The organism is Actinoplanes auranticolor (assembly GCF_018332655.1).
GTDB classification, from domain to species: Bacteria; Actinomycetota; Actinomycetes; order Mycobacteriales; family Micromonosporaceae; genus Actinoplanes; species Actinoplanes auranticolor.
In genome coordinates, this window is record NZ_BOQL01000042.1 from 60005 (window position 1) to 74858 (window position 14854).

At 71.3% G+C, this 14854-nt stretch carries 14 protein-coding genes; 8 read left to right on the forward strand and 6 right to left on the reverse strand.

The window, feature by feature from the left end:
- Positions 1 to 49 precede the first annotated feature (49 nt).
- A complete protein-coding gene (locus tag Aau02nite_RS25510) occupies positions 50 to 715 on the forward strand; it encodes a DedA family protein (RefSeq protein ID WP_212991094.1) in 666 nt (221 codons plus the stop codon).
- Positions 716 to 755: 40 nt separating this feature from the next.
- Here Aau02nite_RS25510 and Aau02nite_RS25515 read toward each other — a convergent pair whose 3' ends face one another.
- The 5 genes from Aau02nite_RS25515 to Aau02nite_RS25535 form a co-directional block, all read right to left on the reverse strand.
- Positions 756 to 1958 carry a carbohydrate-binding protein gene (locus tag Aau02nite_RS25515; RefSeq protein WP_212991095.1) on the reverse strand — a complete coding sequence of 401 codons (1203 nt, stop codon included), beginning with the start codon at positions 1956 to 1958 and terminating at the stop codon, positions 756 to 758.
- Between the two features lie 29 nt (positions 1959 to 1987).
- Positions 1988 to 3238, reverse strand: coding sequence for a chitinase (locus Aau02nite_RS25520; protein ID WP_212991096.1), 1251 nt, complete (start codon positions 3236 to 3238; stop codon positions 1988 to 1990).
- Between the two features lie 158 nt (positions 3239 to 3396).
- Complete coding sequence (locus tag Aau02nite_RS25525) at positions 3397 to 4791, reverse strand: carbohydrate-binding protein (protein ID WP_212991097.1); 1395 nt, start codon at positions 4789 to 4791, stop codon at positions 3397 to 3399.
- A gap of 90 nt (positions 4792 to 4881) precedes the next feature.
- Positions 4882 to 5592: a YidC/Oxa1 family membrane protein insertase gene (locus Aau02nite_RS25530; protein WP_212991098.1), complete on the reverse strand. Its 711-nt coding sequence runs from the start codon at positions 5590 to 5592 to the stop codon at positions 4882 to 4884.
- Between the two features lie 63 nt (positions 5593 to 5655).
- The gene (locus Aau02nite_RS25535) at positions 5656 to 5943 is read right to left on the reverse strand and encodes a DUF6412 domain-containing protein (protein WP_212991099.1); all 288 of its coding nucleotides are present in this window, start codon (positions 5941 to 5943) and stop codon (positions 5656 to 5658) included.
- Between the two features lie 116 nt (positions 5944 to 6059).
- Between Aau02nite_RS25535 and Aau02nite_RS25540 the strand changes: the two genes are divergently transcribed.
- The 3 genes from Aau02nite_RS25540 to Aau02nite_RS25550 all read left to right on the forward strand — a co-directional run bounded on the left by Aau02nite_RS25540 (position 6060) and on the right by Aau02nite_RS25550 (position 10174).
- Positions 6060 to 7178 carry a carboxylate-amine ligase gene (locus tag Aau02nite_RS25540; protein WP_212991279.1) on the forward strand — a complete coding sequence of 373 codons (1119 nt, stop codon included), beginning with the start codon at positions 6060 to 6062 and terminating at the stop codon, positions 7176 to 7178.
- Positions 7175 to 8554: an FAD-dependent oxidoreductase gene (locus Aau02nite_RS25545; RefSeq protein WP_212991100.1), complete on the forward strand. Its 1380-nt coding sequence runs from the start codon at positions 7175 to 7177 to the stop codon at positions 8552 to 8554. The genes Aau02nite_RS25540 and Aau02nite_RS25545 overlap by 4 nt, the downstream gene beginning before the upstream one ends.
- Before the next feature lie 132 nt (positions 8555 to 8686).
- Entirely contained in the window at positions 8687 to 10174 is a 1488-nt protein-coding gene (locus tag Aau02nite_RS25550) for a polysaccharide deacetylase family protein (RefSeq protein WP_212991101.1), read from the forward strand.
- Here the strand turns inward: Aau02nite_RS25550 and Aau02nite_RS25555 are convergent.
- A complete protein-coding gene (locus Aau02nite_RS25555) occupies positions 10163 to 10978 on the reverse strand; it encodes an Fpg/Nei family DNA glycosylase (RefSeq protein ID WP_212991102.1) in 816 nt (271 codons plus the stop codon). The two genes, Aau02nite_RS25550 and Aau02nite_RS25555, sit on opposite strands and share 12 nt — an antisense overlap.
- A gap of 146 nt (positions 10979 to 11124) precedes the next feature.
- On the opposite strand from Aau02nite_RS25555, the gene Aau02nite_RS25560 reads away from it, so the two are divergent.
- The 4 genes from Aau02nite_RS25560 to rocD all read left to right on the forward strand — a co-directional run bounded on the left by Aau02nite_RS25560 (position 11125) and on the right by rocD (position 14824).
- Positions 11125 to 11733, forward strand: a complete 609-nt coding sequence (locus Aau02nite_RS25560) for an ATP-dependent Clp protease proteolytic subunit (protein ID WP_212991103.1) — start codon at positions 11125 to 11127, stop codon at positions 11731 to 11733.
- A gap of 118 nt (positions 11734 to 11851) precedes the next feature.
- Positions 11852 to 12505, forward strand: coding sequence for a hypothetical protein (locus tag Aau02nite_RS25565; RefSeq protein WP_212991104.1), 654 nt, complete (start codon positions 11852 to 11854; stop codon positions 12503 to 12505).
- Between the two features lie 302 nt (positions 12506 to 12807).
- Positions 12808 to 13620: a dimethylargininase gene (ddaH, locus tag Aau02nite_RS25570; protein ID WP_212991105.1), complete on the forward strand. Its 813-nt coding sequence runs from the start codon at positions 12808 to 12810 to the stop codon at positions 13618 to 13620.
- Positions 13613 to 14824: an ornithine--oxo-acid transaminase gene (gene rocD, locus Aau02nite_RS25575; RefSeq protein ID WP_212991106.1), complete on the forward strand. Its 1212-nt coding sequence runs from the start codon at positions 13613 to 13615 to the stop codon at positions 14822 to 14824. Before ddaH ends, rocD begins: the two co-directional genes overlap by 8 nt.
- Positions 14825 to 14854 lie beyond the last annotated feature (30 nt).

Below are 14854 nucleotides of genomic sequence, written 5' to 3' on the forward strand. Positions count from 1 at the left end.
TACGCTGGAATCCGGGTAACCATCTGACACCGACACGAAGGAGCGCCGGATGAGCGTGCCGTACTACCTGGCCGCGGAGACCGAGCCCAGCAAGCTGGGTGGCCTGACCGGCTGGGTGGCATCGGTCATCGAGTCGCTCGGCGAGGTCGGAGTGGGCCTGCTGGTGGCCCTGGAGAATCTGATCCCGCCCGTCCCCAGCGAGATCGTGCTGTCCATGGCGGGCTACCTGGCCAGCTCCGGCCGGGTCAACCTGGTCCTGGTCACCATCGCCGCCACCGCCGGCTCCGTGCTGGGCGCCCTGGCGCTCTACTGGCTCGGCCACGCGCTCGGCGAGGAGCGGCTGCGCCGCTGGCTGGACCGCATCCCGCTGGTCGACGCCGACGACCTCGACCTGGCCGACCGCTGGTTCGAGCGGCACGAGAAGAGCGCGGTCTTCTTCGGCCGGATGGCACCGGTGGTCCGCAGCCTGGTGTCCGTCCCGGCCGGCGCCAACCACATGAAGCTGGGCATGTTCACGCTGCTCACCACGCTCGGCAGCGGGCTGTGGAACTGCCTGTTCATCGGGGGCGGTTACGCGCTCGGTTCGCGGTGGCAGCAGCTCGAGAAGTACAGCAGCTACTTCGACTACGCGATCATGGCGTTCTTCGCGGTCGCGATCGGCAGCTGGGTGCTCAAGAAGCTGCGCAAACGGCGGCGCGCGACCGCGGATCGGTGAGATCCACGGCCGCGCGCTTGTAACAGGGGAGAGACGGTGCCTAGAAACCTGCGCTGATCTTGGTGAAGGCCCAGTCGGACTGCGCGATGCCACTGCAGTTGGAGACCACGCCGCCACCGGCGCAGCCGCGGTCGCGGTTGACCGCCCAGAAGGTGAACCGGGCGAAGTTGTTGTTCTTCGCGTAGTCGCGGATCCGCGTCCACGTGTCGGTGCTGGTCAGCTCCTGCTGGTCGGACAGGCCGTTCATGCCGGAGATGCCCATGTGCGAGTACGCCTGCGCGTCGGTCCAGCCGAAGGTCGACTTGAGCTGGTTCTTCAGGCCCTCGGAGGCGCCGACCGTGCTGGCGTACATGTCCGCGCCGCCGCTGAAGTCGAACGGCATCTGCGCGAAGATGTCGATGTCGGCGCCCATCGCCCTGGCCTGGTTGATCAGGCGGATGCCGTGGGCGTTGGGGCCGGTGGGCGTGGTGCCGAAGGTGAGGATCGTCTTCACCGACGGGTTCTTCTGCTTGACGATCTTCAGCGCGCCGACGATCCGGTCCGCGACCGTGTAGTTCTCGAACTCGTCGGTGTTCTCGATGTCGATGTCGATCGCCTTCAGGCCGAACGCGTCGATCACCTTCTGGTACGCCCCGGCGAGCAGCTCCGGCGTGGCGCAGTTCGGGCCGAGCTTGTTGCCGCTCCAACCACCGATGGACGGGACGACGTCGCCGCCGGCCGCCTTGATCGCCGCGATGGTGCTGGCGTGCACGCCGCCGGTCAGGCCACTCTCGCCGTCCCAGACCGGGTTGCAGCCGTTGGCCAGCACGAACGCGATGGTGAAGGCCTTGATGCCGGTGGCGTTCATGACCGTCGCCGGCGCCGGCGGGTTACCCCAGCCCGGGTAGATGTACGGCGCGGCCGCCATCTTGGTGCCGGTGACCGGGGGCGTGGTCGGGGGCGTGGTCGGCGGGGTGGTGGGCGGGGTGGTCGGGTCGACGACGCCACCACAGGCGCCCTTGTCGGCCCAGACGCCCCACTGCCCGCTGGCCGTCGGGACCTCGCCCTGCGTCCACCACTTCGCGGTGTAGTTCTTCGCCTGGTAGGAGACGGTGTTGTCCTTGACGTAGACCGCCGAGGATCTCCACGCCGGGGCGCAGGCGACGGCGGCCGAGGCGCCCGGTGCGAGCAGCACGGTGGTGCCGGCCCCGGCCGCGGCCAGGACCACCGCGAGCGCGGCGACGTATCTCTTCTTCAGTTTCATGGGGGGATGTCTCCAGTGGGGGCTGGTGATCAGGGGAGGGTGGACAGGTGCGGCTTGACGGTGTTGGCCCAGCCGTTGCCGGCGGTCACGTCCCAGTTGATCGACCAGGTCATCGCGCCCCGGATGCCGGGGTAGGTACGCGGCGGGCGGAAGGAACCGCAGTTGGTCCCGCGGGCCAGGCAGTCGAGGGCCTGGTTGACCACCGACGGCGCGACGTAGCCGCCGCCGGCCGCGCTGGTGGTGGCCGGCAGGCCGAGCGCGACCTGGTCGGGGCGCAGTCCGGCCTCGAGCTGGATGCAGGTCAGCGCGACCAGGAAGTTGACCGTGCCCTGGCCGTACGCGGCGTTCTGGTCGCAGCCGAGCATCGCACCGGAGTTGTAGTACTGCGTGAAGACGACCGTGAGGATGTCCTTGATGTCCAGCGCGAGCTTGAAGTACGAGCCGGCCGGGTTCTGCATGTCGATGGTCTGCGGAGCCATCGTGATGATCAGCTTCGACCCGGCCTTGGCGCGCAGGCTGCGCAGCGCCTGGGCCATGTACGTCGGGTTCAGGCCGTTCTCGAGGTCGATGTCGACGCCGTCGAAGCCGTACGTCTGCATCAGCGACCAGACCGAGTTGGCGAAGTTCGTCGCGGCGGCCGCGTCGTTGACGGCGACCGAGCCCTTCTCACCGCCGACCGAGATGATGACCTTCTTGCCGCGCGCGTGCAGCGTCGCGATGTCGGCCTTGAACTGGTCGTTGGTGTAGCCGCCGACCGAGGCCGACAGGCCGGGGTCGATGGTGAAGGAGACCGCGCCGGGCGTGCTGGTGGCGTCCGCGAAGGCGACCGCGATCAGGTCGTAGGTGTTCGGCACCGCGGCGAGCTTGAGCTCGTTGGCCGGGTTGTCGAAGTTCTGCCAGTAGCCGGTGATGAAGCGCGCCGGCAGCGACCCGTTGCTCGGCGGCACCGTGGTCGGCGGTGTCGTCGGGGGCGTGGTGGGTGGCGTCGTGGGCGGGGTGGTGGGGGGCGTGGTCGGTGGCGTGGTGGTGCCGCCGTCGCAGGCCCCCTTGTCGGCCCAGACGCCCCACTGGCCGCTCGCGGTCGGGACCTCGTTGGTGGTCCACCACTTCGCGGTGTAGTTCTTCGACTGGTACGAGACGGAGTTGTCCTTGACGTAGATCGCCGAGGAGCTCCACGCCGGGGCACAGGCCACAGCGGCGTTCGCGGAAGATCCTATGTAGACAGAGGAGCCGGTGGCCGCGAGCGCGGCGGATACGGCGAGGACCAGGGATCGGCGCATGGGGGTGGGCCTTCCACGTCGAACAGTTAGGTTCATTGATTATTAGGACTGTTAACAGAACTAGTCCAGACCCCCGGCACCTTAAAGTTCTTTAAGGTGGTCGGGCCGGAGGCGCTGGTCACGCCCCCGGCCTTATGCCTACGTATTGAACGAAGTCGCTACCTGCGGAACTGGAGCCAGTTCACGTTGACGAAGTCCGCGGGCTGTCCACTGGTGAAGGTCAGGAAAACCGTGTGCCGCCCGGACACGTTCGCCACGTTGGCCGGAATCGACCGCCAGGACTGCCACCCGCCGGTGTTGGCGAGCGCGAAACTGCCGATCGGCGCGTTGCCGCGGCTGTCGATCCGGACCTCGACGAGACCGCTGACGCCGCCGCCCGCGCCCGAGGACACCCGGCCCACGAAGTCCCGCACCCCGCCGGTGCCGAAGTCGACGTTGTCGAACTGCAGCCAGTCCCCGTTGCCGATGGCGCCGACGTTCTGGCCACCCTCGGACGACGTCTCCTTGATCACCGACGACGCCGCGTTGTACGACTCGGCCTCGATCTGCGCGTACGCGTTGCGCACCCCACCGGCCGGCGGCGTCGTGGGCGGCGTGGTCGGCGGCGTGGTGCCACCGGAACCCGAGCGGTACACGGCCACGTAGTCGACCAGCATCGGCACGCCGGACCGGGTCGCCGCGGTGGGGCCACCACCGAACGCGGCCGGGAAGCCACCGCCCATGGCCACGTTCAGGATGATGAACACGCCGCGGTGGGTGGCGTTGTTCCAGGTCGTCGCGTCCATCTGGTTCGCGCTGACCTGGTGGTACTGCACGCCGTCGAGGTAGAAGCGCAGCTGCTCCGGCGCGACGCTGCGGTCGTACTCCACCGCGTACGTGTGGAAGGCGGTGCCGCAGGTCGGGCAGGACTTCTCGCCGCTGCCCAGGCCGGTGGTCTCGTTGCACGGACCGCCCGGGCTGACGCCGCAGTGCAGGGCCGAGAAGACCGAGGGCCGGCCGTTGATCGACTCCATGATGTCCCACTCGCCGATGCTCGGCCAGTTGGTCGCGCCCACCGGCCGGGCCGCGTCACCCAGCGTCCAGAACGCCGGCCAGTAGCCGGCGGCCGCCGCCCCGGTGACGTTGGGCTGCTGCAGCCGGCCCTCGATGCGCAGCTTGCCGCCGGCGGGCGCGGCGAAGTCGGTGCGCTGGGTCTCCACCCGGCCGGAGGTCCAGTTGCCCGCGGCGTCGCGGATCGGCTTGATCGCCAGGTTGCCGTTGCCGTCGTGGTAGACGTTCTGTGTCGAGTCGGTCATCCGCTCGATCTCGCCGGTGCCCCAGTTCGCGGCGCCGCCGGGATATCCGGTGCCGAGGCTGTAGAGCCAGTTGCTGCGGTTCAGCCCGGTGCCCGCGGCGCCGGTGAAGTCGTCGCTGAAGATCAGCGTCATGCCCGAGGGGGCGGGCGGCACGGCCGCGTCGGCCTGCGCGACGAAGACGGCCGAGGCGCCTCCGGCGATCACGACAGCGGCGGCAGCGAGCAACCGCCGGCGCCATTTGTTCGGGGTGCTTCTCATGACAACGGCCTTTCGGGGGATGGGGAGGAGCCGCTGAGAGCGCTCTCTGGAAGTTTCCAGGGTGTTACGGAACATTGTCAATATGCATGACTACCGATTGACCGCCGGTGCTGGACGACGCCAGATCGCCTGCTCAAGCGCCGTCCAGGCGGCCGAGGTGACCAGATACAGGCCACCGGCGAGCGGCAGCCAGGCCACCATCACCACCGTCAGGAACGGCAACGCGGACATGATCCGGGGCAGCAGCGTCGCGCCGGGCTGGGCCGGATCGGCCGGGGCGGGCAGCAGCAGCCGGGTACGACGCGAGGACCACCAGGCCAGCCCGGTCGCCAGCACGAGCAGCACGGCGAAGACCGGCAGGCCGGCGGCGAGGTGCGCGGTCAGCGGCACGCCGAGCAGGTGGCCGCCCAGTACGCCGGCCGGCGTACCCGCGCCGGGCTGGACGAGGTGGAACATGAGCATGAAGAACGGCGCCTGGGCCAGCGCGGGCAGCATCGCGGCGAACGGGCCGGTGCCGTTGGCGCGTTGCAGGGCGAGCGTCTCGGTGGCCAGCAGCACCGGATCGTCGCGGTGCCGCTCGCGCAGGGCCGCCAGCTCGGGGGCCAGCGCGGCACCGCGCCGGGCGGAACGGGCCTGGAGCCAGGTGAGCGGGCTGATCAGCAGGCGGACGGCGACGGTGAACAGAACGATGGCCAGCGCGGCGGAGAGTTCACCGGCGACCGGGGTCAGGAGGGCGGCAAGACCCTCGAGGGCGGAGTGCGCGACGCCGACGACGGCATCCAGCGCAGCGGAGAAGGACATGGGCGTACCCCTGCGGTCCGAGAAGGAAGAAGGACGCGGAGACGGCCGATGGACCCGTGCGCGTCAGCGCGCGGGCAGCACGACCGCCGGGCACGCCGACGGAGCTCGCGGACGCGGCCGCCCGGCCGCGTCGGGATCCAGCAGACGGGGCAGTCGCCGCCGCAGAGCGCGCACGGCCAGGCCGACGCCGGCCGAGGCGGGACGCAGGGAAGGCACCGGGATGACCGCGGCGGCCGCCAGCACCACCAGCAGCGCGGCGGCGACAGCGGCGAGGCCCAGCACCAGCTGGGTGGACGATCCCGGCGCGGGGCTCGACAGGGCGGCGAACACCCAGAACCCCAGCAGCAGCATGCCTCGAACGCTACGCGCGCGGCGCAACCCCCGTTTTCCGGTGACCGCCGCCGGGTAACTTCGCGGTCATGGCGACTTCGGAGGGTACGGCGACGGCGACAACGATCTCCGAGGAGATGGCCGACGAGGCGGAAGCCCAGGGACTGCTGACCCTCGGCGTGGAAGAGGAATACCTGCTCGTCGACGCCACCACGCCCTGCGCGGTCGACCGGGTCGAGGAGGTATTCGACCAGCTCGGCGACGACATCCGCGACTCGGTGCAGCACGAGTTCGTGCGCAGCCAGATCGAGACGGCCAGCCCGCCGCAGCTGGAGCTGCGCGACCTCTCCGCGTCGCTGACCCGGCTGCGGTCCGGGCTGGCCGCCGCGGCGGAACGCGCCGGCGCCCGGCTGGTCGCGGTCGGGGCCAGCCCTGCCTCCGGCGAGGACTCCCGGGTGGTCGACCGGCCCCGCTACCACCGGATGCGCGAGCGCTTCGGCGACCTCTCCCCCGGCGGCGGCCTCAACGGCATGCACGTGCACGTCAGCGTCCCGGACCCGGAGACCGGCGTGCAGGTGCTCAACCACCTGCGCCCCTGGCTGCCGATCTTCCAGGCCGCGACGGCCAACTCGCCGTTCTTCGACGGCCGCGACACCGGGTACGCGAGCTGGCGCTCGATGCTCTGGGAGCGCTGGCCCACCGTCGGCCCGACGCCGTACCTGCACTCCCACGACGAGTACGAGACGATGATCTCGGATCTGGTCGCGAGCGGCGCGATGCTCGACGAGGGAATGCTCTACTGGTACGCCCGGCTGTCGGCGAACTACCCGACCGTGGAGATCCGGATGGGCGACGTCTGCCCCACCCCGGACGACGCGATGCTGCTGGCCGCCCTGGCCCGCGCCCTGGTGGCCACCCTGCTGCGCGAGGTCGGGGACGGCCGGGTGGCGCCGAACGTGCCGCACCCGCTGCTGATGGCCGCGCACTGGCGCGCCGCGCACGACGGGCTGGAAGGTCTGAACATCGACATGGCCACCCGCGAGCCGCGGCCGGCCTGGAAACTGATGCGCCAGCTCTTCGACTACGTACGCCCGGAGCTCGACCGCCACGGCGACCTCGAGATGACCACCGTCCTGCTGGGCCGGCTGCGCGCGCACGGCACCGGCGCCGCCCGGCAGCGGGCGCTGCTGGCGCAGAAGGGATCGGTCGACGCCGTCGTGGACTGGCTCGCGGCCACCACCCGGGGCGAGCGGTGAAGCTGGTCGTCGTCGGCGGTGACGCGGCCGGGATGTCCGCGGCGTCGCAGGCCCGCAAGCGGCTCGGGCCGGACGAGCTGGAGATCGTGGCGTTCGAGCGGGGGCACTTCACGTCGTACTCGGCGTGCGGGATCCCGTACTGGATCGGCGGGGCGGTCAAGGACCGCGACGCGCTGATCGCCCGTACCCCGCAGGAGTTCCACGACGCCGGGATCAGCGTGCACACCCGCCACGAGGTCGTCGCCATCGACCTGGCCGCCCGCGAGGTCGTGGTCCAGGACCTGGACGGCGACGGCGAGCGGCGGGAGAGCTATGACCACCTGATGTACGCGACCGGCGCGGTGCCGGTGACGCCGGACTGGGCGCGGATCGACGGCGAGGGCGTCTTCGGCGTGCAGACGCTGGACGACGGCACGGCTATCCACGCCTGGCTGGACCGCGAGCCGCAGCCGCGCACGGCGGTGGTGATCGGCGGCGGTTACGTGGGCGTGGAGATGGCCGAGGCGATGGTCCGGCGCGGCCTGGCGGTGACGCTGCTGGAGAAGTCGCCGCAGCCGATGGGCACGGTCGATCCGGACATGGGCGAGCGGGTCGGTGAGGCCATCCGCGGGCTGGGCATCGAGGTCCGCACCCGGACCCACGTGCAGGGCCTGGAGACCACCGACGGCCGGATCTCCGCGGTGGTCACCCCGCAGGGGACGCTGCCGGCCGACATCGTGGTGCTGGGCCTGGGGGTACGCCCGAACACGGCGCTCGCCGTGCGCTCGGGCATCCCGATCGGGGTGACCGGCGGGCTGCGTACCGATCTGCGGATGCGCGTGGTGGGGCCGCACGGGCACCTGGACGGCATCTGGGCGGCCGGTGACTGCGTGCAGACCATGCACCGGGTCAGCGGTCAGCCGGTGCACGTGCCGCTCGGCACCCACGCCAACAAGCAGGGCCGGGTCGCGGGCATCAACATCGGCGGCGGCTACGCCACGTTCCCGGGTGTGATCGGCACCGGCGTGACCAAGGTGTGCGAGCTGGAGGTGGCCCGGACCGGGCTGACGGAGAAGGAGGCCACCGCGGCCGGCTTCGCCTTCGTCACCGCCACGGTCGAGTCGACCAGCCGGGCCGGGTACTACCCCGGCGCCGGCACGATGGTGGTCAAGCTGATCGCCGAGAAGCGGACCGGGATGCTGCTCGGCGCGCAGATCGTGGGTCGCGAGGAGGCGGCCAAGCGCATCGACTCGCTGGCTGTCGCGGTCTGGAACAGCATGACCGTCGAGGAGATGACGGCTCTCGATCTCAGCTATGCACCGCCATTCTCGCCGGTGTGGGATCCGGTGCTGATCGCCGCGCGTAAGGCGACGGACGCCGTCCACGCGGCGGGGTGATGCTTATCGTCCGATGTGTCGTCATCAATCCGCTCTGCCCGCACGGCTGTGAGCAGGTGCGATCACTTCCGGTCACACGGTGATCACGAAAGCGGTATCGTCTTTGATCTTGTAAACCGGTAGGCATGACGAATGCCGTCGCTCCCCTCACCTCGTTCGGCGCCGGAGAACGGGCCGCGGCACGCTGCCCAGCCGGCGGCGCGCGCCCGCAGCGGCAACGCACTGACCGCGACGACCGGCGGTTTCCCGCACGTCCAGGTCCTCGAGGGCGAGACCGCCAACGGGCGGCACCGGCGCCCCGAGTCACTGGCCGACGCCACGGTGCTGCGTCCACCGACGACGACCAGGGTGGCCGGCGGTCGCCGTACCTCCTTGGACCTGGCTCCCCGCCGGAACAGGGACGACAAGCGCCGCACCGCCACCCGGGCCCGGCGGGCGACCGCCACCGGCGGCTCGTCCCGCGGCAAGCACGCGAAGGCCGCCGATCCGCTCGCCATCACCGTGCGCCCGCTGCCCGTCGTGCGCGACGCGGCCGAAGCGGTCCGCGGCTGGGCGCTGGCCGACAGCGGCCGGCCGCCCGTGACCGGCAACCACCGCGCACCCGGCACCCTGCCCCTCGAGTCCTGGCTGCTCATCGGCCGGCGCCGGCAGCAGGTGCTGCTGGCCGCCCTGGTGGCGGTCGGTCTGCTGCTGTTCGTGCCCATCCAGCAGAGCAGCAGCGACCCGGCGGTCAATCCGGTGAACGCCGCGGACCACGCGGCCGCCACCGCGACCAAGGCGCCCGCCAAGAAGGAGAAGGAAGAGAAGGCCCCGCCGCGCAACGCCGCAGAGCCGACCGCGGCCGTCAAGCCGGCCCCGAGCACGCCGGCGAGGCCCGCGGCCCGGCCGACCGACCCGGCCCGGCCGACGACGCCCGCGTCCGGCGCGCCGCCCGCGGTTCTGGTGCCGGCCGGCGCCGGTCCGGCTTTCTCGCTGGTCACCACCGGATCGGCCACGGTCGCGCTGACCTTCGACGACGGCCCCGACCCGGTGCAGACCCCGAAGATCCTCGCCCTGCTCGCGCAGTACCGGGTCAAGGCGACCTTCTGCGTGGTCGGCAGCCAGGTCCAGCGGCACCCGGACATCGTCCGGCAGATCGCCGCGGCCGGGCACACGCTGTGCAACCACACCTGGGACCACAGCCTGACCATCGGCAAGAAGAAGCCCGAGCGCATCCAGGCCGACCTGCGCTGGACGAACGAGGCGATCCGGGCCGCGGTGCCGGGCGCGCCGATCCCGTTCTTCCGCGCGCCGGGCGGCAACTTCACCGACGCGCTGGTGCAGACGGCGTACGCCGACGGCATGGTGTCGCTGTACTGGGAGGTCGACCCCCGCGACTGGGAGCACTCCGAGAACGAGGACGACACCGCCCACGTCGCCAAGATCGTCAAGGGCGTGCAGAAGGACGTCCGGCCGGGCGCGATCGTGCTGTCCCACGACTTCAACCAGCCGGACACGATCCTGGCGTACGAGCGGCTGCTGCCCTGGCTGGCCGAGAACTTCGAGCTGGGCATCCCGGACGTGCCGCCGGCGCCGACGGCTGCCCCCACCGCACCCGTGAGCCCGGCCTCAGCCCTCTGACGGCTGGCAGGCCGGGCACCAGTAGAGGTTGCGCCCGGCCATCGGGCCGCGGATGACCGCCGTGCCGCAGACCAGGCAGGGCTGACCCGTGCGGCGATAGACGTAGACCTCGCCGCCGTGCCGGTCCACCCGCGGGGCCCGCTGCATCGCCTCCGGCGTGTGAGCCGTGTGGACGGTGTCGATCCGCCCGCGGACGACGCCCTCCTTCATCAGTGCGCGCAGGTCGTCCCAGAGCTCCTCCCAGCACCGCGGGCTGATCTCCCGCCCCGGCGTGGTGGGAGCCAGGCCGGCCCGGAACAGCACCTCGTTGGCGTAGATGAGCCCGCACCCGGCCACCACCGTCTGGTCCAGCAGCAGGGCGAAGACCGGCTTGCCGCTGGCCACCACCCGGGCGTACGCCAGCCGCGGATCGGCGTCGTCGCGCAACGGGTCCTGCCCGAGCCGGGCCCGCAGCGCCGCGACCCGCACGGGGTCGAGCACCTCGCAGGCGGTCGGGCCGCGCAGCTCCAGCCAGTGGCGCGTACCGGACAGGGCCAGCCGCACCTGCCCGACGGGCGCCGGCGCGGGCAGCTCACCGTCGGCGAACTTGCCGTAGAGCCCGAGATGGATGTGCATCGCCGACTCGTCGTCGAAGTGGTGCAGCAGGTGTTTGCCGTACGCCTCGGTGTCGACCAGCGTCCGGCCGTCGAGCAACGCGGCCCCGGCGGCGAACCGCCCCTGCGGGCTGGCCACCCGCACGACCTGACCGGCGAAGAGCGCCCGATGCCGCGCAGCGAGCCGATGAATCGTGTGTCCCTCTGGCACCCGGGAACCCTAGCCGGGGAATCTTCGCCCCCGGCTTTCGCCCTGAGGAGAATCGCTGGGTTCCGCGCCCGTTACCGGGGAAGGTGGGAGAGGTCGAATGCCGGGTGGGTGCGACAGACTCCCGGCTCGTGCGAGAGGGTGGGTCCATGAGAGTTGACGAGATCGCGATGCGGGCGGGTGGCGCATCCTTTGACGACCAGGTCTTCGAGCGGTTGCTCCGGGAGCGCATCATCTTCCTCGGCAGCGAGGTCAACGACGAGGTGACCAACCGGATCTGCGCCCAGATGCTGCTGCTCGCCTCGGCCGACAGCGAGAAGGACATCGCCCTGTACATCAACTCGCCGGGTGGTTCCATCAGCGCGGGTATGGCCGTCTACGACACGATGCAGTACATCAAGAACGACGTGGCCACGATCGCCATGGGCATGGCGGCCTCGATGGGCCAGTTCCTGCTCTGCGCCGGCACCGCCGGCAAGCGGTACGCCCTGCCGCACGCCCGGGTGATGATGCACCAGCTGTCCGGCGGCATCGGCGGCACCGCGGCCGACATCGCCATCCAGGCCGAGAGCATGCTGCACATCAAGTCGGTCATGAACGAGCGGATCGCCTTCCACACCGGGCACACCCCGGAGGAGATCGGCCGCGACTCCGACCGGGACCGCTGGTTCACCGCCCAGGAGGCCAAGGACTACGGAATCGTCGACCACGTGATCTCCAAGGCGACCGACGTCAACGCGACGTCCGCCCTGGTCTGACGCGTTCCCGGCGGCGGGTGCCCGGCTCTGCCGGCGCCCGCCGCCGTCGTGTTTGTGTCGCGATCCGGCCCTCGGGGTATAGCGAAGGCATCCCCGAGGGTTGAAGGAGGTGCTGACGATGAGACTTCCGACGTTCTCGCGCCAGTCCGACACCACCGCCGAAACCGAAGCGCGTCCGGCCGGCGCGACCAGTCCGGTGCGTCCGCGCACCGACGCCAGCGTGACACCGCCGCCGGCCGCGCCGCCCGTGGTCGAGCGCCGCCGGCCCGCCGACGAGGACACCCTGGTCAACCAGCAGGCCGTCGGCCACGAGCCGAAGACCCGCGACGACCTGAAGAGCCGCGACCTGCAGGCGCCCCGGCCCGTGGCCGCCCGCACCGACCGGGGCGACCGTTTCGACCACGCCGATGAGAAGACCATCGAGCAGCCGCCGGTCGTCGCCGGGCCCAAGCCGCGGGCCAGTCTGCTCGCCACCCTGGGCCTGATCGTCAGCGTCGTGGCCGCCCTGCTCGTGCTCTCCGGCCCGCTGCTCGGCTACGGGATCGGCCTGGCCGTGCTGGGCCTGATCCTCTCGCTGAGCGGCATCCACGCCACCGGCAAGCGGCACATCGCCGGCAAGACCGACGCTCTGATCGGCATGGTCCTGTCGCTGGGCGCGATCGTGGTCGGCGTGCTGGCGCTCACCGGCTCGCTCTCCTGGCTCGGCACCGACATGCAGCCGGTCACCAGTGTCCGAGAGTGGCTTGACGCACAGTTTATCGACCGCTTCTGACGGGTATCAGACATTCACCGGCGGCGATGCGCAGCCGGTGAATCTCGGAACCGGGACGGTCACCAGCCGTCCCGCCCCGAAATCATCCGGCGGTGCGCCGGAGAGCGCGGAAACATCTCCGATCGGCGATCACGTCGACCGGTTCGGGACGGGACCGCATCGTTGTGCGGGGGCGGCGGTTCGCCGCCCCCGACGCGTGTGCAACGAATCTTCGCACCGGGCCCGGATCACGCAACGATCCGCCGCCGCGCGCATGGTTGTTCCGGGGCGTACGCAGGCACTTCACGCATAGCGTTGCCGGCATGACGCCCACCGCCACCCCGCGCCGCTATCTCATGTGCCGGCCGACCCACTTCGCCGTCACGTACCGGATCAATCCGTGGATGGACCCGACGGCGCCGTACGACAACGCTCTGGCCGTCAGCCAGTGGGAGCACCTGCGGCAGACGTTCCTCGACCTCGGCCACACCGTCGAGCTGATCGAGCCGCTGCCCGGCCTGCCCGACATGGTCTTCGCCGCCAACGGCGCCACCGTGGTCGACGGCAAGGTGCTCGCCGTGCAGTTCCGCGACGCCGAGCGGGCCGACGAGGCCCCGGCGTACGCCGGCTGGTTCGCCGGCAACGGCTTCGAGGTCTTCGAGTCCAAGCACACCAACGAGGGCGAGGGTGACATCCTGCTCGCCGGCGACGTGCTGCTCGCCGGCACCGGCTTCCGGACCTCGCACGCCGCCCACGCGCAGACCCAGGAGATCTTCGGCCGCCCGGTGATCACCCTGCAGCTGGTCGACCCGGCCTACTACCACCTCGACACCGCGCTGTGCGTGCTGGACGAGCGGAACATCGCCTACCTGCCGTCGGCGTTCTCCCCCGGCTCGCAGGCGGTGCTGCGCCGGCTGTTCCCGGACGCGGTCATCGCCACCCCGGCCGACGCCGAGGTGCTGGGTCTCAACGCGGTCAGCGACGGCCGTACCGTGGTGTTGCCGGTGCAGGCCACCGCGCTCACCGCCGCCCTGCGGGAGCGGGGCTACGCCACCGTCGGAGTCGACGTCTCCGAGCTGCGCAAGGCCGGCGGCGGCCCGAAGTGCTGCACCCTGGAGGTTCGTACCCGTGACTGATCTCGATCTGCGGACACCCGCCGCGCTCGCCGACGCCGAGCGCTGGACCGCGCACAACTACCACCCGCTGCCGGTCGTGATCGCCGACGCCGAGGGCGCCTGGGTCACCGACGTCGACGGCCGCCGCTACCTGGACTTCCTCGCCGGCTACTCGGCGCTGAACTTCGGCCACCGGCACCCCGGCCTGATCGCCGCCGCGCACGCGCAGCTCGACCGCCTCACGCTGACCAGCCGGGCCTTCGTGCACGACCAGTTCGCCGGCTTCTGTCACGGGCTGGCCGAGCTCTGCGGCAAGGACCTCGTGCTGCCGATGAACACCGGCGCCGAGGCCGTGGAGACCGGCATCAAGGTCGCCCGCAAGTGGGGTTACCAGGTCAAGGGCGTGCCGGACGGGCAGGCGGAGATCATCGTCGCGGACGGCAACTTCCACGGCCGCACCACGACGATCATCAGCTTCTCCACCGACCCGGACGCGCGCAACGACTTCGGGCCGTACACCCCCGGCTTCAAGATCGTGCCGTACGGCGACCTGGCCGCGCTGGCCGGCGCGATCACCCCGAACACGGTCGCCGTGCTGCTCGAGCCGATCCAGGGCGAGGCCGGGGTCCTGATCCCGGGTGAGGGCTACTTCGCCGGCGTCCGGTCGCTGTGCGACGACCACAACGTGCTCTTCATCGCCGACGAGATCCAGTCCGGCCTCGGCCGCACCGGTAAGACCTTCGCGATCGAGCACGAAGGTGTCGTGCCGGACGTGTACCTGCTGGGCAAGGCGCTCGGCGGCGGCATCGTGCCGGTGTCCGCCGTGGCGGCGAACCGCGACGTGCTCGGCGTGCTCAAGCCGGGCGAGCACGGCTCGACGTTCGGTGGCAACCCGCTGGCCTGCGCGGTCGGCGCCGAGGTCGTCCGGCTGCTCGCCACCGGGGAGTTCCAGGAGCGCTCCGCGCGGCTGGGCGCGCTGCTGCACGAGCGCCTCGCCGAACTGGTCGGCAAGGGGGTGCTGGCGGTCCGCGGCCGCGGACTGTGGGCCGGCGTCGACATCGACCCCGCCCTGATGACCGGCCGGCAGGCCGTGGAGCGGCTCGCCGAGCGGGGCGTACTGGCCAAGGACACCCACGGTTCAACGATCCGGCTGGCCCCGCCCCTGGTGGTCACCGAGGAGGACCTGGAGCACGCGGTGGCGCAGCTGGCCGCGATCCTGGCCTGAGTGTGACGGGGGAGGCGGGGTCCCGCCTCC

Bases quoted from the DNA above. Each gene is read 5' to 3' on its own strand.
- Aau02nite_RS25510 (WP_212991094.1), top strand. From the start codon at position 50: ATGAGCGTGCCGTACTACCTGGCCGCGGAGACCGAGCCCAGCAAGCTG.
- Aau02nite_RS25560 (WP_212991103.1), top strand. From the start codon at position 11,125: ATGAGAGTTGACGAGATCGCGATGCGGGCGGGTGGCGCATCCTTTGAC.
- Aau02nite_RS25535 (WP_212991099.1), bottom strand. From the start codon at position 5,943: ATGCTGCTGCTGGGGTTCTGGGTGTTCGCCGCCCTGTCGAGCCCCGCG.
- ddaH (WP_212991105.1), top strand. From the start codon at position 12,808: ATGACGCCCACCGCCACCCCGCGCCGCTATCTCATGTGCCGGCCGACC.
- Aau02nite_RS25565 (WP_212991104.1), top strand. From the start codon at position 11,852: ATGAGACTTCCGACGTTCTCGCGCCAGTCCGACACCACCGCCGAAACC.
- Aau02nite_RS25530 (WP_212991098.1), bottom strand. From the start codon at position 5,592: ATGTCCTTCTCCGCTGCGCTGGATGCCGTCGTCGGCGTCGCGCACTCC.
- Aau02nite_RS25525 (WP_212991097.1), bottom strand. From the start codon at position 4,791: ATGAGAAGCACCCCGAACAAATGGCGCCGGCGGTTGCTCGCTGCCGCC.
- Aau02nite_RS25550 (WP_212991101.1), top strand. From the start codon at position 8,687: ATGCCGTCGCTCCCCTCACCTCGTTCGGCGCCGGAGAACGGGCCGCGG.
- Aau02nite_RS25540 (WP_212991279.1), top strand. From the start codon at position 6,060: ATGGCCGACGAGGCGGAAGCCCAGGGACTGCTGACCCTCGGCGTGGAA.
- Aau02nite_RS25515 (WP_212991095.1), bottom strand. From the start codon at position 1,958: ATGAAACTGAAGAAGAGATACGTCGCCGCGCTCGCGGTGGTCCTGGCC.
- Aau02nite_RS25520 (WP_212991096.1), bottom strand. From the start codon at position 3,238: ATGCGCCGATCCCTGGTCCTCGCCGTATCCGCCGCGCTCGCGGCCACC.